This is a genomic window from Mesorhizobium hunchu (assembly GCF_040081975.1).
Lineage (GTDB): Bacteria > Pseudomonadota > Alphaproteobacteria > Rhizobiales > Rhizobiaceae > Mesorhizobium > Mesorhizobium hunchu.
The window spans coordinates 46707-64928 of record NZ_JBEBMG010000015.1 but is presented as its reverse complement, the minus strand read 5'-3'; the positions used below and the strand labels follow the sequence as shown (position 1 = coordinate 64928).

At 62.4% G+C, this 18222-nt stretch carries 19 protein-coding genes; 9 read left to right on the top strand and 10 right to left on the bottom strand.

The features are described from left to right. Nucleotides 1-319 precede the first annotated feature (319 nt). Nucleotides 320-676, bottom strand: a complete 357-nt coding sequence (locus tag ABMA46_RS19805) for a hypothetical protein (protein ID WP_349001728.1) — start codon at nucleotides 674-676, stop codon at nucleotides 320-322. A 260-nt stretch (nucleotides 677-936) separates the two neighbouring features. Between ABMA46_RS19805 and ABMA46_RS19800 the strand changes: the two genes are divergently transcribed. The 3 genes from ABMA46_RS19800 to ABMA46_RS19790 are packed head-to-tail and all read left to right on the top strand — an operon-like array spanning nucleotide 937 to nucleotide 3068. Continuing rightward, nucleotides 937-1575: an MT-A70 family methyltransferase gene (locus ABMA46_RS19800; protein ID WP_349001727.1), complete on the top strand. Its 639-nt coding sequence runs from the start codon at nucleotides 937-939 to the stop codon at nucleotides 1573-1575. A 6-nt stretch (nucleotides 1576-1581) separates the two neighbouring features. Then, nucleotides 1582-2673, top strand: a complete 1092-nt coding sequence (locus ABMA46_RS19795; protein ID WP_349001726.1) for a hypothetical protein — start codon at nucleotides 1582-1584, stop codon at nucleotides 2671-2673. Beyond that, nucleotides 2670-3068, top strand: coding sequence for a type II toxin-antitoxin system VapC family toxin (locus ABMA46_RS19790; RefSeq protein ID WP_349001725.1), 399 nt, complete (start codon nucleotides 2670-2672; stop codon nucleotides 3066-3068). Before ABMA46_RS19795 ends, ABMA46_RS19790 begins: the two co-directional genes overlap by 4 nt. On the opposite strand, the gene ettA is transcribed toward ABMA46_RS19790, so the two are convergent. Beyond that, nucleotides 3069-4718, bottom strand: a complete 1650-nt coding sequence (gene ettA, locus ABMA46_RS19785) for an energy-dependent translational throttle protein EttA (RefSeq protein ID WP_349001724.1) — start codon at nucleotides 4716-4718, stop codon at nucleotides 3069-3071. Between the two features lie 413 nt (nucleotides 4719-5131). Here ettA and ABMA46_RS19780 point away from each other — a divergent pair, with 413 nt between their 5' ends. From ABMA46_RS19780 to ABMA46_RS19755, 6 genes are all read left to right on the top strand, one after another. Then, on the top strand, nucleotides 5132-6397 hold the full coding sequence (locus ABMA46_RS19780) for a GGDEF domain-containing protein (RefSeq protein WP_349001723.1): 1266 nt from the start codon (nucleotides 5132-5134) through the stop codon (nucleotides 6395-6397). A gap of 103 nt (nucleotides 6398-6500) precedes the next feature. Continuing rightward, complete coding sequence (locus tag ABMA46_RS19775; protein WP_349001722.1) at nucleotides 6501-7430, top strand: alpha/beta hydrolase; 930 nt, start codon at nucleotides 6501-6503, stop codon at nucleotides 7428-7430. Between the two features lie 83 nt (nucleotides 7431-7513). After that, a complete protein-coding gene (locus ABMA46_RS19770; protein ID WP_349001721.1) occupies nucleotides 7514-8686 on the top strand; it encodes a CaiB/BaiF CoA transferase family protein in 1173 nt (390 codons plus the stop codon). A 145-nt stretch (nucleotides 8687-8831) separates the two neighbouring features. Further along, entirely contained in the window at nucleotides 8832-10484 is a 1653-nt protein-coding gene (locus ABMA46_RS19765; protein ID WP_349001720.1) for a thiamine pyrophosphate-binding protein, read from the top strand. A 37-nt stretch (nucleotides 10485-10521) separates the two neighbouring features. Continuing rightward, nucleotides 10522-10803 (top strand): type II toxin-antitoxin system RelE/ParE family toxin, encoded by a 282-nt coding sequence (locus ABMA46_RS19760; protein WP_349001719.1) that lies wholly within the window; start codon nucleotides 10522-10524, stop codon nucleotides 10801-10803. Between the two features lie 8 nt (nucleotides 10804-10811). Beyond that, complete coding sequence (locus tag ABMA46_RS19755; RefSeq protein ID WP_349001718.1) at nucleotides 10812-11093, top strand: HigA family addiction module antitoxin; 282 nt, start codon at nucleotides 10812-10814, stop codon at nucleotides 11091-11093. 45 nt (nucleotides 11094-11138) lie between these two features. Here the strand turns inward: ABMA46_RS19755 and ABMA46_RS19750 are convergent, their stop codons facing one another. The 8 genes from ABMA46_RS19750 to ABMA46_RS19715 form a co-directional block, all read right to left on the bottom strand. Continuing rightward, nucleotides 11139-12110: an ABC transporter substrate-binding protein gene (locus ABMA46_RS19750; RefSeq protein WP_349001717.1), complete on the bottom strand. Its 972-nt coding sequence runs from the start codon at nucleotides 12108-12110 to the stop codon at nucleotides 11139-11141. Between the two features lie 40 nt (nucleotides 12111-12150). Then, nucleotides 12151-13305 carry an ABC transporter permease gene (locus tag ABMA46_RS19745; RefSeq protein WP_349001716.1) on the bottom strand — a complete coding sequence of 385 codons (1155 nt, stop codon included), beginning with the start codon at nucleotides 13303-13305 and terminating at the stop codon, nucleotides 12151-12153. 220 nt (nucleotides 13306-13525) lie between these two features. Next, nucleotides 13526-14404, bottom strand: coding sequence for an ABC transporter permease (locus ABMA46_RS19740; protein WP_349001715.1), 879 nt, complete (start codon nucleotides 14402-14404; stop codon nucleotides 13526-13528). Beyond that, nucleotides 14405-14869 carry an endonuclease domain-containing protein gene (locus ABMA46_RS19735; protein WP_349001714.1) on the bottom strand — a complete coding sequence of 155 codons (465 nt, stop codon included), beginning with the start codon at nucleotides 14867-14869 and terminating at the stop codon, nucleotides 14405-14407. A 132-nt stretch (nucleotides 14870-15001) separates the two neighbouring features. Next, entirely contained in the window at nucleotides 15002-15793 is a 792-nt protein-coding gene (locus ABMA46_RS19730; protein WP_349001713.1) for an ABC transporter ATP-binding protein, read from the bottom strand. Nucleotides 15794-15839: 46 nt separating this feature from the next. Next, a complete protein-coding gene (gene hydA, locus ABMA46_RS19725; RefSeq protein ID WP_349001712.1) occupies nucleotides 15840-17291 on the bottom strand; it encodes a dihydropyrimidinase in 1452 nt (483 codons plus the stop codon). A gap of 4 nt (nucleotides 17292-17295) precedes the next feature. Then, complete coding sequence (locus tag ABMA46_RS19720) at nucleotides 17296-17724, bottom strand: endonuclease domain-containing protein (RefSeq protein WP_349001731.1); 429 nt, start codon at nucleotides 17722-17724, stop codon at nucleotides 17296-17298. A 112-nt stretch (nucleotides 17725-17836) separates the two neighbouring features. Further along, nucleotides 17837-18169 (bottom strand): endonuclease domain-containing protein, encoded by a 333-nt coding sequence (locus tag ABMA46_RS19715; protein WP_349001730.1) that lies wholly within the window; start codon nucleotides 18167-18169, stop codon nucleotides 17837-17839. Nucleotides 18170-18222: the final 53 nt, after the last annotated feature.

The following is an 18222-nucleotide window of genomic DNA, read 5'->3' as shown; positions in this document are numbered from 1 at the left end:
AAAGCGTCCATCCTGTCCCATCCTTGCCTAATCGGGCTTCGCTTGCGGCCCAGGCGACTGTTCGGGTTCGATGGAACGGCGCACGACGACCCCTGCTCCCCACCGGGCTCTGCCGCCCAAAGGGTCCGCGGCCTCTCGTGCGCCACCGCTTCCCCAATCTTAGCAGATGCGGCACACGACAAGTTACAAGGGGTTGGGGTGGGGGTACGACGCCCTAGGCGATTGCCCACCCCACCCAGCGCACGCGCATAAGGGTGGCCATGATTTCAGGCAATTGGATCGTCGGGATTTTTCAGGCAGGTCGAACCGCGCTCGCCGCTCAGGACGTGTCGAACGGCCGCGGCCGCGCGCATCCCTGCTCCGCAGGCACAAGCGCCGCCTCGACCGCCGCCGGCAACGCCGCGATCTGGACGCTTCCGCCCCCGCAGAAACGATCGGCGAAGGCCGCGAGCATGACGGCAAGAGCACGAAAGCGCGCGGCAAGCAGCATAGCCGCCGCCGGATCATGATCCGGGCCGACCGGCTCCGGCATAGCGGCATCGCCCTGGACGAAGTCCCAGGCGGCCAGTTCCGCCGGCCGCAGCAACCCCATCACCGTGACCCGCACGGCAAGCGGCGCGAAGCAGGCGCGCTCCGCCAGAGTAGCGAGCGCCAGCAGCAACGCGACAATGCGCATCAACTCCTTCCCTCACCCCCTCGCTGTCCGCACTCCAGTCCATCGCCTGCTCCAGTGGCGGGGTATTTTAGGCTGGGTGGGAGGTGGGTGGATAAAGGTGAGAGAAATTTAGGAGGAAGCAATCGTCCGATAAGAAACTTTCTGTGGACCGGTTCATTAACGTCAACTTGAGGGATCAGCAATCAGACTCGCAACCGCGAATCGTGTCACATTGACAAAAAATTTTGTTCCGCTTATGTTCTGTTCCGTCTGGAGGTCCAATGAACGCCGAACCAACAGACCCTACAATCGATCTGATGAGGCGAGTTGGAAACAAGCGCTTCAAAACAATTTTGGCCGACCCGCCTTGGCGTTTTGTAAACCGGACCGGAAAAGTCGCGCCGGAGCATCGACGTCTTTCTCGTTATGAGACGATGACGACTCCCGATATTTGCAAATTGTCTGTTCAAGATGTGGCTCAAACGACGGCCCATCTCTACCTATGGGTGCCTAATGCGCTATTGCCTGACGGCCTTCAGGTGATGAAAGATTGGGGCTTTACCTACAAGGCCAACATCGTGTGGCACAAGGTTCGCAAAGATGGCGGTTCCGATGGGCGTGGAGTAGGCTTCTATTTCCGAAACGTGACCGAGTTGCTGCTCTTTGGCGTGCGAGGCAAAAATGCTCGAACTGAGGCACCGGGTCGTAGCCAAGTCAACTTCATTGCATCTCGGAAGCGCGAACACTCACGCAAGCCTGACGAACAGTACGAACTAATTGAGGACTGTTCTAAAGGTCCTTATCTGGAATTGTTTGCACGCGGAACGCGCCCTGGATGGACATACTGGGGCAACCAAGCGGACGACGATTATAAGCCAACTTGGAATACCTATAAATTTAACTCATTTTCCACACGGTAATAAATAATGGATAGCCAAGCCGAATGGAGGCCAGGCAGCTTTACAAAAAACTTTAGCTGGGGCGCTCGGTCGCGAGGCCTGTACAACCTGTACGAGGCTATTAGAGTTGGATTCAACAACGAGCTACGAGATACACCGCGATTTCTGTTCAGAAATCGAATTGAGGCTTTGGGTAGGCCTGACTTTATTCCAATAAATTTCTTTCTATTTAACCGAGTGATTGATGGCGTTGATACCATTATAGTGGATGAGCTGGTATACCAGGCTTTGACATTTTCTCACTCAAATCGTTTCGATAGATTAGCTATATTTGCGTTCAATTTCAGCTTTGTCGGATCGTGGAAAGGGTCGAAGCCCTATCAATCTCGGCCTGCCCTTTGGGCTCACCACTACATTTCAGACAGATTTGGTCCCGTTCACAGGTGGAATAGTACGAAAATAACAGCGGACGACATTCAAAATTTTGTACAATCTGACCCAAGATACAGGGCCGAGGGTGCACGAAAACTGTCGACAAATCTTAATTATCTATATGGACAGGTGGATCTGGGCTTTCTTGCCAGCAAAAAAGTAGATCGTTGGTGGGTCGATGCGCTTTTTTTGGCGCTAGACCGGATCACAGCAACGAGAAGTTCAACTAGCCAATTTAATTCTGAAGAAAGATTACATTCCTATTTACTAGCTTCAGATTTTTTTGGAGTTAGTGGCGAAAGAAGCATTGCAAAAGATTTAGCAAGCAAACATCTCGTTGATTTGTATCGTTATTGCGGCGGAATAAAAAGATTTGACGACGACGCCGTAAGAGCGAGAACAGCCACATTTTTTCAAGATATCGAAAATTATGCCGTTAATAACCCGAACCCTATTGCGGCCGTTCACAAGACAAACCTTAGCATTTTTAAAACATTACCAAGAGTCTGCGCGATGCTGGCCCGAGTCGCAGGCTTTGAAACATTTGATATCGAAGACCTAGAAAATCTGGACACCTCTGCTCTCGCAAGACAAAATATTGATAGGGCGCTAGAAAACCTCCGCAAGAAAGGCATATCGCCCAAGATAAGCTCAGAAGAATTGATGAAAATAATCAGGGAATCATGACTACATTCGTTGATACAAATGTAATAATTGACGCACTTGATGAAAGTGCCGCCGGCCATGCGCGGGCTGTAAAACAACTCGAAGCGGCCGAGCAACCATTAGTAATATGCGATATAGTTTATAGTGAATTTTCAATTAGTATAGAAGATATAGCGAAGACCAATGCGGCAATTTCGGAATTGGCTCTAGATAGAACTCCGTTCACGGACGAGTCCTTGTTTCGTGCCGGGAAAGCCTTTTTTGAGTACAAAAAGCGTGGAGGAACAAAAACTAATGTGCTGTCCGATTTCTTAATCGGAGCTCTTGCAGCATCTGATGGAGCCACGCTGTTAACGGCGAATCCGCGCGATTTTCGCAGCTATTTTCCGGCACTCCGACTGATCTGCCCGAGTTAATTACCTTGTCAGCCGCTTATGCGTCATCCGGTGCGGGGTCAGCGCTTCCGGTCCCATTCTCCGCACCTTGTCCTTCTCGTATTCCTCGAAATTGCCCTCGAACCACTCGACATGGGCGTCGCCCTCGAAGGCGAGCATGTGGGTGGCGAGGCGGTCGAGGAACATGCGGTCGTGGCTGATGATGACGGCGCAGCCGGCATAGGCTTCCAGCGCGTCCTCCAGCGCGGCCAGCGTCTCGGTGTCGAGGTCGTTGGTCGGTTCGTCGAGCAGCAGCACGTTGCCGCCGTTCTTCAGCATCTTGGCCAGGTGCACGCGGTTGCGCTGGCCGCCGGAGAGCGAGCCGACCTTCTGCTGCTGGTCGCCGCCGCGAAAGTTGAAGGACGAGCAGTAGGCGCGTGAGTTGACCTCGTGCTTGCCGAGCTTGATCACCTCGGCGCCGCCGGAGATTTCCTCCCACACGGTCTTGTTCGGATCGAGCGCGTCGCGGCTCTGGTCGACATAGCCGAGCCGCACCGTCTCGCCCTTGCGGATCGAGCCGGCATCGGGCGTTTCCTGCCCGGTGAACATCTTGAACAGCGTCGTCTTGCCGGCGCCGTTCGGGCCAATGACGCCGACGATGCCGCCCGGCGGCAGCTTGAACGACAGGTCCTCGATCAGCACCTCGTCGGCAAAGCCCTTCTTGAGGTTTTCGACCTCGATGACGACGTTGCCCAGCCGCTCGCTGGTCGGGATGACGATCTGCGTATCGGTCGGCTTGCGGTTGTTGGCCTGCTCCAAGAGGTCCTCATAGGCGCTGATGCGCGCCTTCGACTTGGTCTGGCGCGCCTTGGGCGAGGAGGCGATCCACTCGCGCTCGCGCCAGATCGCCTTCTGGCGGGCGTCGTCCTCGCGGCCTTCCTGGATCAAGCGTTTTGCCTTGGCGTCGAGATACTTGGTGTAGTTGCCCTCGTAGGGAATGCCCCGGCCGCGGTCGAGCTCGAGGATCCAGCCGGTGACGTTGTCGAGGAAGTAGCGGTCGTGGGTGATGATCAGCACGGCGCCCGGATAGTCGCGCAGGTGCTTTTCCAGCCACTGCGTCGTCTCGGCGTCGAGATGGTTGGTCGGCTCGTCGAGCAGCAGCAGGTCGGGCTGTTCGAGCAGCAGCCGGCACAGCGCCACGCGGCGGCGCTCGCCGCCCGACAGGGTGGTGACGTCGGCGTCCTTGGGCGGGCAGGCCAGCGCGTCCATCGCCATCTCGACCTGCTGTTCGAGGTCCCACAAATTGAGCCGGTCCATCTCGTCCTGGAGCTGGGCGCCCTCTTCCGCCGTCTCGTCGGAATAGTTGGCCATCAGCTCGTTGTAGCGGTCGATGATGGCCGTCTTCTTCTTGACGCCGTCCATGACGTTCTCGAACACGGTCTTGTCCGGATCGAGATGCGGCTCCTGCGCCAGGTAGCCGACGGTCGCGCCCTCGGCCAGCCACGCCTCGCCCTGGTACTCCTTGTCCATCCCCGCCATGATCTTGAGGATGGTCGACTTGCCGGCGCCGTTGGGGCCGAGGATGCCGATCTTGGCGTCGGGATAGAAGGACAGATGAACGTTGTCGAGCACCTTCTTGGCGCCGTAGGCCTTCGAGAGGCCGGACATGTGATAGATGAACTGGCGAGCCACGCGCGCTTTCCTCAAGTGTCGGATGAATGGATTTGCCGTTCGGAACGGGGTTGGCCGCTATGTAGGCGATCATGGTGCTGACGGCAATCCGCTTTCGGGAAGAAGGCGCCGCACCCCCACCCCTGTCCCCTCCCCGCAAGGGAGGGAGACGCTGACGCGATCGTTTCGACCAATCGCCGACGTCGGCGCGCGGTGGCGCCGACACAAAGTCCCCCTCCCCTTGTGGGGAGGGGACAGGGGTGGGGGTGCGCGGCGGCGGCAATCGAGGGAAATTCCATATGCGATTGCCCTGCCCTTGCGGGTCGTGTGTACGGCAACCTATGCGATAAACCCGGACTTAACGCTTCGGAGGCAAAAAATGAGGGGGATGACGGGACCGCTATGGTGCGGTTTCGCTCCAGTCGGGTTGACCGGTGCAGAATTCTCTCCTTCTTCTCGCCGAGGCGCTAATCTATTTCAGCGCCATGACGGCGCTGTTTCGCGCCCGCCATCGCATCGGCATCGGCGTGTTCATGTGCGCGCTGGGAGTCATGCACTTCCTCGAGACCTATCTCGCCTCGACCTTCTACGTCGAGCTGCCCTTCGGCATCGTCTCGCCCGGCTCCGCCATCCTGTTTTCCGGCAAGCTGGTGATGCTGCTCTTGCTCTACATCAAGGAAGACGCGGCGACCGTGCGCCAGCCGATCTATGGGCTGCTGCTCGGCAACGCGCTGATGGTGGCGCTGGTGCTGGTGCTGCGCCAGCACCAGGTGGCGCCGCTGCCGGACGGCCGGATGCCGGACCTGCCCTTTATCGACGAGATGGGCTGGCTGATGGTGTGGGGCACCACGCTGCTCTATGTCGACGCCATCCTCATCATCCTGCTCTATGAGAAGCTCGGCCGCTGGCTTTCGCGGCATCTGTTCACGCGCGTCCTCGTCTCGGTCGCCTGTGTGCTCACCTTCGACCAGGCCGGCTTCTTCACGGCCCTGCATTTCGTCTCCGGCGCGCCCTTCGATGTCTTCCTCGGCGGTTGGGCGGCCAAGATGGGCGCGTCGCTGATCTACAGCGTGATGCTTGTCGCCTATCTGCGCTGGGCCGAGGCCGAGCCCCTGCCGGCGCGGCGCGGCATCGCCGACACCTTCCAGACGCTGACCTACCGCGAGCGCTACGAGGCGCTGGTGGAGACCGTCGGCCGCGACGGCCTGACAGGCCTGCTGCATCGCGGCCGCTTCGAGGTGGACGGCGAAAAGGCGGTGACGCAAAGCCTGCGCAGCGGAAAGCCGCTCAGCCTGATCCTGATCGACGTCGATTATTTCAAGTCGATCAACGACCGCTTCGGCCATGCGGAAGGCGACCGCGTGTTGCGCGCGCTGGCGGCGCTGCTGGCGCGGGAGGCCGGTCCCGACCGGGCATTCCGCACCGGCGGCGAGGAATTCGCCATCCTGTGCGACCATCCCCACGCCCTCGCCCGCCTGCTCGGCGAAAGCATCCGCAACGGCATGAAATCGCTCGGCGGCCGGACGGAAGTCACGCTGAGCGCCGGCGTGGCGACCCTATCGGCGGCGACCGACAGCCTGGCGGCCATGTTCGCGCTGGCCGACCGCCGCCTCTACATCGCCAAGGCCGACGGCCGCGACCGCGTGGTCGGCGATGGCGCCGAATTGCCGGAAACGACGAAGCTCGCGGCGCATAGCTGACGCCGCGTGGTTTTCCGGCAGTTGGCATGCCGCGAAGCCCCTGAATTTTCCTTGACGATCTCAAGGACCACGCCTCACAGTCCGCAAAACTCAGGGGAGGCTCATGCCGTTCGACCGCCGGACCACGCTGGCTTCGCCGACCGGCGCGGCGCTCAATCTTTACGTGCGCATGCCAGAAGGCGCGCCGCGCGCCGTCTTGCAGATCAATCACGGGCTGGCCGAACATGCGGGCCGCTACGCCCGTTTCGCCGACGCGCTGGCGGCGCACGGCTTCGCCGTCTACGCCCACGACCATCGCGGCCACGGCCTGACCAGGGCGCCCGACGCGCCGCCCGGGCGCTTCGGCACGCCGCAGGGCATGGACAAGGTGCTGGCCGACGTCGAGGCGGTGCACGACCTGATCGCGCAGGAGCGCCCCGGCCTGCCCGTCATTCTGTTCGGCCATTCCATGGGCGGACTGATCGGGCTGAATGTCGTGCTGCGGCATTCGGCGCGCCTCCATGCGGCCGCGATCTGGAACGCCAATTTCTCCGCCGGGCTCGCCGGCCGCGCCGCGCTCGCCGTGCTGACCTGGGAGCGCTTCCGCCTCGGCTCTGACGTGCCCTCGCGCCTGTTGCCGCGCCTCACCTTCCGCGCCTGGGGCAAGGCGATCCCCGATCACCGCACGCCGTTCGACTGGCTGTCGCGCGATGCGGCGGAGGTGGAAAAATACATCGCCGACCCGCTATGTGGCTGGGACGCCTCTGTGTCGATGTGGCGCGACGTCTTCGGCTTCATCTTCGCCGGCGCCGACGACCGGAATTTTTCCAATGTCCGTCGCGACCTGCCGGTGCTGCTCGTCGGCGGCGACGCCGACCCCTCGACGGACTACGGAAAGTCCGTCACCCATCTCGCCGGGCGCATGCGGCGGATGGGCTTTTCGAATCTGGTTTCAACGATTTACCCCGAGACCCGGCACGAAAGCCTGAACGAGTTGAATCGGGACCTCATCACGGACGATTTCATCGCCTGGGCCGAAAGCACGCTGCGATAGCAAGGCCTGGCACAGCGCAAGGCCGGTGACAGGCTCGTCCGGGCTTGATAGAGCCACGCAACCGACGAACCGCCGAGCACATCATGGCCGAACCACCGCTCAAGGGCATCCGCGTCATCGAGCTTGCCCGCATCCTTGCCGGCCCCTGGGCCGGGCAGATGCTGGCCGACCTCGGCGCCGACGTCATCAAGGTGGAGAACCCGCAGGGCGGCGACGATACCCGCAAATGGGGGCCTCCCTTCGTGGAAGGGCACGACGGGGAAAACCTGTCGGCCGCCTATTACCACGCCTGCAACCGCGGCAAGCGCTCCGTCGCGCTCGATTTCTCGACGCCGGAGGGCGCGCAGACCGTGCGCAAATTGGTCGCGACCGCCGACGTGCTGATCGAGAACTTCAAGCTGGGCGGCCTGAAGAAATACGGTCTCGACTATGAGAGCCTCAAGGTAGTCAACCCCCGCCTCGTCTACTGCTCCATCACCGGCTTCGGTCAGACCGGACCTTACGCCGCCCGCGCCGGCTACGACTTCATCGTCCAGGGCATGTCGGGCCTGATGTCGATCACCGGCCCTGCCGGCGGCGAGCCGCAGAAGGTCGGCGTCGCCGTCACCGACATTTTTACCGGCCTCTATTCCGTCATCGCCATCCAGGCGGCGCTTCGCCACGCCGAGGCGACCGGGCAAGGCCAGTTGATCGACATGGCGCTGCTCGATGCGCAGGTTTCCGTGCTCGCCAACCAGAACCTGAACTATCTGGTCTCCGGCGTCTCGCCCGTGCAGATGGGCAATGCGCATCCCAACATCGCGCCCTACGAGGTATTGCCGGTAAAGGACGGGCATTTCATCCTCGCCGTCGGCAATGACGGCCAGTTTGCGAAGTTCTGCGCCGTGGTGGGACTGGCGGGGCTCGCCGCCGATCCGGACTTCGCCACCAACGCCGCCCGCGTCGCCAACCGCGAAGCGTTGCGCGAGCACATGGTGACGGCGCTCGGTGCCTTCGCGCGCGACGAGTTGTTGGCGAAGCTGGAAACAGCCGGCGTCCCGGCAAGTCCCATCAACACCATCGGCCAGGCATTCGCCGACCAACAGACGGTCGCGCGCGGCATGCGGCTCGACCTGGACGACGGCCACGGCAATCGGCTGCCGTCAGTGCGTTCGCCCATGCTGATGAACGAAACGCCGCTCGCCTATGATCGCCCCTCGCCGCGGCTCGGCGAGCACACGGACGAGGTGCTGGCGGAGTTGCATCGGGCAAAATGATCAGTGGTCGGCACAAGTTACCCCCACCCCTAACCCCTCCCCACAAGGGGGAGGGGAAGCTGCCGCTCGCCAAGTCCCCCTCCCCCTTGTGGGGAGGGGTTAGGGGTGGGGGTACTGCCAAGCAATACAGCGGGAGGACTGGGCCATGAAGCGAACCGGCGGCCAACTCATCGTCGAAGCACTCGAGGCCAACAAGGTCGAGCGCATCTTCTGCGTGCCGGGCGAGAGCTATCTCGCGGTGCTCGACGCGCTGCACGATTCCACCATCAAGACCATCGTCTGCCGCCAGGAGGGGGGTGCTGTGATGATGGCCGACTGCGAGGGCAGGCTCACCGGCCGCCCCGGCATCTGCTTCGTCACCCGCGGCCCCGGCGCCACCAATGCCTCGGCCGGCATCCACATCGCCATGCAGGATTCCGTTCCGATGATCCTGTTCATCGGCCAGATCGCCGCGCATGCGAAGTATCGCGAAGCGTTCCAGGAAGTCGACTACAAGGCCTTCTTCGGCGACATCGCCAAATGGGTTGTCGAAATCGAGGACGCCGCCCGCATTCCCGAGCTCGTCACCCGCGCCTTTGCGGTGGCCACCTCCGGACGTCCCGGCCCGGTGGTCGTCTCGCTGCCGGAAGACATGCTGACCGACGCAGTCGAGGCACCTTCCGCACTGCCCTTCACCCCGGTCAAGACACGGCCGGGCGAGGCGGAGCTGGATCAGCTCGAAGCGCTGCTCAATGCGGCGAAGAAGCCGTTCGCCATCCTCGGCGGTACGCGCTGGTCCCCGCAGGCGGTTCAGCAGATGGAACACATAGCCGAAAGCTGGGCGCTGCCGGTCGGATGCTCCTTCCGGCGCCAGATGCTGTTCGACCATTGCCACGAAAACTACGCCGGCGATGTCGGTATCGGTTTGAACCCGAAGCTGGCGGCGCGCGTGAAGGAGGCCGACCATATCCTGCTGGTCGGCGGCCGCTTCGGCGAAATGCCTTCCTCCGACTACACGCTGATGAAGAGCCCCTACCCCGACCAGAAACTGGTCCACGTCCACGCCGACGCCAACGAACTCGGCCGCGTCTACCGCCCGACGCTGGCGATCAACGCCTCGCCCGCCGCCTTCGTCGAGGCGTTCGCGAAGCGGAAAGGGCCGGCCGCGCCCGGCTGGGCCGGCGAGACGAAACAGGCGCATGCCGACTACCTCGCCTGGTCGACGCCGCCGAAGAGCGGTCCCGGCGCGGTCCATATGGGACCGATCGTGGAGTATCTCGAAGGCACGCTGCCGCACGATGCCGTCATCTGCAACGGCGCCGGCAACTTCGCCACCTGGATGCACCGCTTTCACCGCTACCGTCGCTACGGCACGCAGGCCGCCCCGACTTCCGGCTCGATGGGCTACGGCCTGCCGGCCGGCGTCGGCGCCAAAAGCGTCTTCCCGGACCGCGAAGTCATCGTGTGGGCCGGCGACGGCGATTTCCTCATGCATGGCCAGGAATTTTCGACAGCGGTGCAATACGACCTGCCGATCGTCGTGGTGATCCTGAACAACGGCATCTACGGCACCATCCGCATGCACCAGGAGCGCGAGTATCCCGGCCGCGTCTCCGGCACCATGCTGAAGAATCCCGACTTCGCCGCCTATGCCCGCGCCTTCGGCGGCCACGGCGAAACGGTGGAAAAGACCGAGGATTTTGCAGCGGCCTTCGAGCGCGCGCGGGCGAGCGGCAAGCCGGCGATCATCGAGGTCAAGCTCGACCCCGAAGCCATCACGCCGACGCGGACGCTGACGCAGATCCGCGAGGGACGATAGCTTGCAAGACGTATCTCGATAAGATACAATTCAATCGATGATCCGAACGGTCAGGGACAAACGCATCGCAAGCGTCCGCTCCGGTGAAGGAACGAAAGGATTTCCGGCCGACCTGATGAACCGTGCGCAACGCCGCCTTGCACAACTCGACGCCGCCGCTGATCTTTCGGATTTGAAAGTACCGCCGTCCAATCAACTCGAAGCCTTGAAAGGCGACCGCAACGGCCAGCATTCCATCCGGATCAATCAACAGTGGCGGTTGTGTTTCGTATGGAAAGACGGCGACGCTTTCGACGTCGAGATCGTGGATTATCATTGAGGTCAGCCATGAGCACGCCCCGCCCGATTCACCCTGGAGAAATCCTGCGTGAGGATTTCCTGCCCGAATACGATCTAACCCCCAGTTCCCTTGCCTCGGCCCTGCATGTGCCGCGCGACAGGATCGAAAAGATCGTGCGCGGGAAACGTGCGGTTTCCGCCGACACCGCACTGCGGCTGGCGCGCTATTTCGGCACGACGCCGCAGTTCTGGATGAACCTGCAAGCCAATTTCGACCTCGCCTCCGTCGCGGACGAGGATATAGGATCGATCCAACCGCGCGCGGCATGAAAAAGGGGCGGTCGCCCGCCCCTTTCCACGGAAGACGTTGTAACCCTACTTGATCGCCTTGTCGGTGATCGCGGTGGTGTAGGCGCCGGACGGCTCCTTGGTGATGATCTTCTGGTCGAGCAGTGCCTTGGCCGTGCGCTCGTAAGCAGCAGGGATGAGCTTGCCGTCGGCATTGTCGATCAGCTTGGCCACGCCTTCCATCATGAATTTCTGGTGGGCTTCGTCCTGTCCGCCATTGTCCACGACGATCTCGGCCGCCTCGTCCGTATGCTCGGTGGCGTATTTCCAGCCCTTCATCGACGCGCGCACGAAGCGCACCATCTTGTCCTCGAAGGCCGGATCCTTGAGCTTGTCTTCCAGCGCGTAAAGGCCGTCCTCGAGCAGGTCGTTGCCCATCTCCGTGTAGTTGAAAACGATCAGGTCCTCGGGCTTGTAGCCGGCGTCGAGCACCTGGCCGTATTCGTTGTAGGTCATGACCGAGATGCAATCGGCCTGGTGCTGGATCAGCGGTTGCACGTCGAAGCTCTGCTTGAGCACCGTCACGCCGTCCGGCCCGCCGTCGGTCGAGTAGCCGAGCTTGTTCATCCAGGCGTAGAACGGATATTCGTTGCCGAAGAACCAGACGCCGAGCGTATGGCCCGGAAAATCCTTCTCGGTCTTGATCGGACCGTCCTTCGGACAGACCAGTTCCATGCCGGCCTTCTTGTAGGGCTGGGCGATGTTGACGAGCATGACGCCCTTGTCGCGCGCCGCCAGCGCGCCGCCCATCCAGTCGACGATGACGTCGGCGCCGCCGCCGGCGATCACCTGCTCGGGCGCGATGTCCGGACCGCCCGGCTTGATGTCGACGTCGAGGCCCTCCTCCTCGTAGAAGCCCTTGTCCTTGGCGACATAATAGCCGGCGAACTGCGCCTGGGTGACCCATTTGAGCTGCAGCGTCACCTTGTCGGCCGCCATCGCCTGGAAGGCGGCCAGCGACATCGCCCCCGCGAGCATCGGAACAATCATTTTTTTCATGTCTTTACCCTCTGGTGTTGATTCTTTGCCTTTACGACTTTCACCGTCCCCGCATGGACGGATGCCAAAACGTGGCGGCTCTCTCCAGCAGCGCGACCACGCCATAAAAGACCGAACCCGCAAGGGCCGCAACAGCGATTTCGGCCCACACCATGTCGATGTTCATGCGCCCCACCTCGGTGGAGATGCGGAAGCCCATGCCGACCACCGGCGTGCCGAAGAACTCGGCCACGATGGCGCCGATCAGCGCCAGCGTCGAATTGATCTTGAGCGCGTTGAAGATGAAAGGTGCGGCCGCCGGCAGCCTGAGTTTGGCCAGCGTCTGCCAGTATCCGGACGCATAGGTGCGCATCAGGTCGCGCTCCATATGGCCGGACGCCGCCAGCCCCGCCACCGTGTTCACCAGCATGGGAAAGAAGGTCATGATGATGACGACGGCCGCCTTGGAATGCCAGTCGAAGCCGAACCACATCACCATGATCGGCGCCACGCCGATGATCGGCAGCGCCGAGACCATGTTGCCGATCGGGATCAGCCCGCGTCGCAGGAAGACGAAGCGATCCGCCAGGATGGCAACCACGAAGCCCAGCCCGCAGCCGACGACGTAGCCCACCAGCACCGACTTGAAGATAGTCTGGTTGACGTCGGCCCACAGCGTCGGCAGCGAATTGGCGATGCGCGCGCCGATGGCGCTGGGCGGCGGCAGCAGGATGAAGGGGATGCCGGCGCCGCGTGTGATCGCCTCCCACAGGATCAGGAGCCACGCGCCGAAGATCGCCGGAATGACGAGCCGCAACGCCCGCGACGGCCACGGCAGCGCAGGCCGCATGCCCGACAGCACCGCCACGCAGCGCCAGCCGAGCAGCCATGCCGACGCCAGCACGAGGTAGTAGGGTCCGCGCGCCGTGCCCTCGAAGCCCGTTATGCCGTGGATGAGCAGCCAGGCAACGAGATGCGCCGCGACGAACAGAAGGAGAGCCTCCGCGACGGCCGGCAGGCGCAGCATCGACACCAGCGCCGCCCCGCCGAGCAGGCAATACATCATCCACTTGACGCCGAGATAAGGATAGGCGGCCGTCGCCGCCGGATTGGCGAGCGCGTCGGCCTCCGGCTGCGTCATCGCGCCGAGCAGCACCGCCGCGATCATCAGCACGACGACGACCAGAGCCTGCCAGGAAGGCCGGAAGCGGTTCATGCCGGCCTCCGGTCAATAGCTTGTCGCGCCGAACCCCCACCCCTGTCCCCTCCCCACAAGGGGGAGGGAGACGCTGTCATGATCGCTTGCGACAAATTACCCGATGCCGATGCGTCGTAGCGACAGAGCAAAGTCCCCCTCCCCCTTGTGGGGAGGGGATAGGGGTGGGGGTACGACACCGTATGACGGGAAGACACACATATCTCAACACGCCAGCACATCACGCCGGTCTCCCGCCCATGGCGCGCTCGACGATGCGGCCGGCGATGCCGACCAGCGCCACCAGAAGCGCCGCCACGACCGAGCCGGCGACCAGCGCCGACCAGATGTCGATGGTCTGGCTGTAATAGGCACCCGCAAGCAGCTTGGCGCCGATGCCCGCGACAGCACCGGTGGGCAGTTCGCCAACGATGGCGCCGACCAGGCTGGCGGCCACCGCGACCTTCATGGACGCGAACAGGTAGGGCACGGACGCCGGCACCCTGAGCTTCCAGAAGGTCTGCCAGCGGCTGGCGTTGTAGGTGTGCATCAGGTCGAGGTGCATGGTCTCGGGCGAGCGCAGCCCCTTCACCATGCCGACCGTTACGGGGAAGAACGACAGGTAGGTCGAGATCAGCGCCTTGGGAATCAGGCCGGTGATGCCGATCGACGCCAGCACCACGATGACCATCGGCGCGATGGCGAGGATCGGAATGGTCTGCGAGGCGATGATCCAGGGCATCAGGCTGCGGTCGAGCGTCGTCACATGCACGATGCCGACCGCGATCAATATGCCCAGCGCCGTGCCGAAGGCGAAGCCCAGCATCGTCGAGGAGAGTGTGACCCAGGAATTGTAGACGAGGCTGCGCGCGCTGGTGACTTTCACCTGGAACGTGTTCTTGAAGAAGTTCGCGGCGACCTGGTGCGGCGCCGGCAGCGTCGGCTTCTTCTGCGACAGTGTCTCCGCGATGAACTCGGTGGTCGTCGGGTTCACCTTGCCGCGCTGGTCGAGCTCGCGCTGGAACGGCGCATTCATCGCAACGGCGCCGACATACCACACCACCACGATCAGGGCGAGGATGGTGGAGACCGGAACGATCTTGGAGCGGAAGGAGTCCATCTAGGCGCTTCCCTGTCCCCCTCCCCCCTGTGGGGGTCCGAAGGACGGGCGAGACCCGCGGCTCGCCCCGGCAAGGCTAGGGGTGGGGGTGCGCGACCTACCTTCCATCAGGCCGAGTGCCTGCAAAATCTCTTCTATGCAGCCATTGAACGTATCCGACAGTTCGCCCGTGTTGAATCGCAGCACCTGGTAGCCTTGCCCTGACAGCCATTCATCCCGTTCCCGGTCGCGCTTCTGCCGCTCGGGCTTGAAATGATGCTCCCCGTCTATTTCGATGACGAGCTTCTTTTCGTGAATGACGAAGTCGGCGACATAGACACCTAGCGGCGCTTGTCGACGAACATGAACGCCATACCATCTGCGGAATTCACGCAGTTCAGCCCACAGCTTGCGCTCGCCTTCGGTCATGTTTCGCCGCAGTTTGCGGGCACGTGGAATGACGGCCGGGTCGATAGATGTCGACATATGGTGCGCCCCCACCCCTAGCCCCTCCCCACAAGGGGGAGGGGGAGCTGCCGCATGCCAAGTCCCCCTCCCCCTTGTGGGGAGGGGTTAGGGGTGGGGGTGCGCGACCACGCCCGCTTCATTGGGACGAAATCAATCCTCATAGCTGTGCCCTGCCCTCAGGCCCTCGCGCACGCGATGGGCGATTTCCAGGAATTCGGGCGTCTCGCGGATGTCGAGCGGCCGTTCCCTGGGCAGCGTCGATTCGATCACGTCGGTGACACGGCCCGGACGCGGCGACATCACCACGATGCGGGTGGAGAGATAGACGGCCTCGGGAATGGAGTGCGTGACGAAGCAGATGGTCTTGTTCGTGCGCCGCCACAGGTCGAGCAGTTGCGCGTTGAGGTGGTCGCGCACGATCTCGTCCAGCGCCCCGAACGGCTCGTCCATCAGCAGAAGGTCGGCGTCGAAGGCGAGCGCGCGGGCGATCGAGGCGCGCTGCTGCATGCCGCCTGAAAGCTGCCAGGGATATTTCTTCTCGAAGCCGGACAGATTGACCAGGTCCAGCGTGCGCCGCACGCGCTCGGCCTGCTCCGCCTTCGGCAGGCCCATCACTTCCAGCGGCAGCGCCACGTTGCGCTCGATGGTGCGCCAGGGAAGCAGCGCCGCCGCCTGGAACACGTAGCCGTAGGCCCGGCGTTCGCGCGCCTGCTCGGGCGTCATGCCGTTAACCGCGATCGACCCGGCGGTGGCCTTTTCCAGATCGGCGATGACGCGCAGCAGGGTCGTCTTGCCGCAGCCGGACGGGCCGATGAAGGAAACGAACTCGCCCTTGCCGATGGCGAGATCGACGTTCGACAGCGCCTGCACAGGCCCGTCATTGGTCTGGAAGGTCAGGCCGAGGCCTTCGGCGGCGATGACGGTTTCTGCTGCTGGCTTCAAGCTGGCTCCTGCTGCGGCTGGATCGGGCGTCCGCTGGATTCTCCTATCAGACACCCGTCGCCGGAATGCCAGTCCTTTCCACCTTGCGCGGCGCGGTGATCTCCTTCCAGGTCGACAGGGCCCGGTTGACGGCCTGATGGGGTTCGCGCCCGACGAATTCGCCGTGCCCCGGCTTCGTCTCGACCTTGCCGTCGTCGATCGCCAGTTCCCCGCGCGTGAAGACGAAGCGCGGCAGGCCCGTCACTTCGACGCCCTCGAAGACGTTGTAATCGATGACCGACTGCTGGCCCTTGGCGGAGATTTTCTTTGTCTTCTTCGGATCCCACACCACGATGTCGGCGTCCGCGCCTTCCACGACCGCGCCCTTCCTCGGATACATGTTGAGGATCTTGGCGATGTTGGTGGAGGTGACGGCGACGAACTCCTCCTTGGTCAGCCGGCCGGTGTTGACGCCGCGCGTCCACAGCACAGGCAGCCGATCTTCCAGCCCGCCGGTGCCGTTCGGTATCTTGGTGAAGTCGCCGACGCCGGTGCGCTTCTGCTCGGTGGTGAAGGCGCAATGGTCGGTCGCCACCACCTGCAGCGAGCCCGACGACAGGCCGGCCCACAGCGAATCCTGGTGCAATTTGTTGCGGAAGGGCGGGCTCATGACACGCCGCGCCGCATGGTCCCAGTCCTTGTCGAAATACTCGCTCTCGTCCAGCGTCAGGTGCTGGATCAGCGGCTCGCCATAGACGCGCATGCCCTTCTGCCGCGCGCGGCGGATCGCCTCGTGGCTCTGCTCGCACGAGACATGCACGACATAGAGCGGCACGCCGGCCATGTCGGCGATCATGATGGCGCGGTTGGTCGCTTCGCCCTCCACCTCGGGCGGGCGCGAATAGGCATGGCCTTCCGGCCCGTTGTTGCCGTCGGCGAGCAGCTTCTGGCTGAGCGCGGCCACCACGTCGCCGTTCTCGGCATGCACCAGCGGCAGCGCGCCGAGGGCGGCGCAGCGCTGGAACGAGGCGTACATCTCGTCATCGTCCACCATCAGCGCGCCCTTGTAGGCCATGAAGTGCTTGAAGGAGGGAATGCCCTTGTCCACGACTTGCGCCATCTCGTCGAACACCTGCTTGCCCCACCAGGTGATCGCCATGTGGAAGGAGTAGTCGCAGGCAGCCTTGGAGGTCTTGTTGTCCCACATCTGCAAGGCTTCCAGCAGCGACTGCTGCGGCGCCGGCAGGCAGAAATCCACCACCATCGTCGTGCCCCCGGCCAGCGCCGCGCGTGTGCCGCTCTCGAAATCGTCGGCCGAGTAGGTGCCCATGAATGGCATTTCGAGATGCGTGTGCGGATCGATGCCGCCCGGCATGACGTAGCAGCCGGTAGCGTCGAACGTCTCGTCCCCGGCAAGGTTCTGCCCGATCTGGACGATCCTGCCGCCGTCGATCTTCACATCCGCCTTATAGGAGCGGTCGGCAGTGACGACGGTGCCGTTCTTGATGACTTTGGACATGGATCTACGCCTCCAAATCCCCCTCCCCCTTGAGGGGAGGGGTTAGGGGTGGGGGTTGCCTGGGCTCGTTCATAAGCCCGAGGGCAGCGAGAATTTCCTGAACGCAACCGTCGAAGGAGTCGGAAAGGTCGCCGGTCGTGAATCGGAGAATTCGATAGCCGCGACCTGCGAGCCAGGTATCCCGTATTTTGTCGCGCATAACGCCGGCACCTGAGAAATGACTCTCGCCGTCCACTTCAATGACCAACTTCTGTTCGTGTATGGCAAAATCGACGATGTAAGGATCGATCGGCGCCTGCTTTCGTACGTGCACACCATACCAACGACGAAAATTTCGCAATTCCGACCATAGCTTGCGCTCGCCATCGGTCATGGCTCTACGAAGGCGACGCGCTCGCTGTATGGACTCTGTCGAATTCGCGGTCGGACACACGTATACCCCCACCCCTAACCCCTCCCCGCAAGGGGGAGGGGGAGCTGCCGCGCATCAAGTCCCCCTCCCCCTTGTGGGGAGGGGTTAGGTGTGGGGGTATCTTTGGCAGCAGTCATACCAAGCCTGTCTCCCGCAAAATTTCCTCTATGCAGCCATCAAATGAGTCCGCGAGATCACCAGTAGTGAAACGGATCACTTTATAGCCCTGCCCGGCCAGCCATTTGTCCCGCCTGATGTCCTTTTCCGCCCGCTCCGGCAGGAAATGGTGTTCGCCGTCCACCTCGATGACGATCATCTTCTCATGGATGGCAAAATCAGCAATGTACGGTCCGACCGGAGCCTGCTTGCGGACATGCAGGCCATACAATCGCCGAAATTCCCGAAGCTCGGACCAAAGTTTTCGTTCGCCTTCCGTCATGCTCCGGCGCAGGCGACGGGCGCGCACTATTGTAACAGGCTCAATTCCCGTCGGCACCGAAGGCACCCCCACCCTCAATC

Excerpts from the sequence above, each read along its gene's own strand:
- ABMA46_RS19805 (WP_349001728.1), bottom strand. The coding sequence starts at position 676 with ATGCGCATTGTCGCGTTGCTGCTGGCGCTCGCTACTCTGGCGGAGCGC.
- ABMA46_RS19800 (WP_349001727.1), top strand. The coding sequence starts at position 937 with ATGAACGCCGAACCAACAGACCCTACAATCGATCTGATGAGGCGAGTT.
- ABMA46_RS19795 (WP_349001726.1), top strand. The coding sequence starts at position 1,582 with ATGGATAGCCAAGCCGAATGGAGGCCAGGCAGCTTTACAAAAAACTTT.
- ABMA46_RS19790 (WP_349001725.1), top strand. The coding sequence starts at position 2,670 with ATGACTACATTCGTTGATACAAATGTAATAATTGACGCACTTGATGAA.
- ABMA46_RS19775 (WP_349001722.1), top strand. The coding sequence starts at position 6,501 with ATGCCGTTCGACCGCCGGACCACGCTGGCTTCGCCGACCGGCGCGGCG.
- ABMA46_RS19770 (WP_349001721.1), top strand. The coding sequence starts at position 7,514 with ATGGCCGAACCACCGCTCAAGGGCATCCGCGTCATCGAGCTTGCCCGC.
- ABMA46_RS19765 (WP_349001720.1), top strand. The coding sequence starts at position 8,832 with ATGAAGCGAACCGGCGGCCAACTCATCGTCGAAGCACTCGAGGCCAAC.
- ABMA46_RS19760 (WP_349001719.1), top strand. The coding sequence starts at position 10,522 with ATGATCCGAACGGTCAGGGACAAACGCATCGCAAGCGTCCGCTCCGGT.
- ABMA46_RS19755 (WP_349001718.1), top strand. The coding sequence starts at position 10,812 with ATGAGCACGCCCCGCCCGATTCACCCTGGAGAAATCCTGCGTGAGGAT.
- ABMA46_RS19750 (WP_349001717.1), bottom strand. The coding sequence starts at position 12,110 with ATGAAAAAAATGATTGTTCCGATGCTCGCGGGGGCGATGTCGCTGGCC.
- ABMA46_RS19745 (WP_349001716.1), bottom strand. The coding sequence starts at position 13,305 with ATGAACCGCTTCCGGCCTTCCTGGCAGGCTCTGGTCGTCGTCGTGCTG.
- ABMA46_RS19740 (WP_349001715.1), bottom strand. The coding sequence starts at position 14,404 with ATGGACTCCTTCCGCTCCAAGATCGTTCCGGTCTCCACCATCCTCGCC.
- ABMA46_RS19735 (WP_349001714.1), bottom strand. The coding sequence starts at position 14,869 with ATGTCGACATCTATCGACCCGGCCGTCATTCCACGTGCCCGCAAACTG.
- hydA (WP_349001712.1), bottom strand. The coding sequence starts at position 17,291 with ATGTCCAAAGTCATCAAGAACGGCACCGTCGTCACTGCCGACCGCTCC.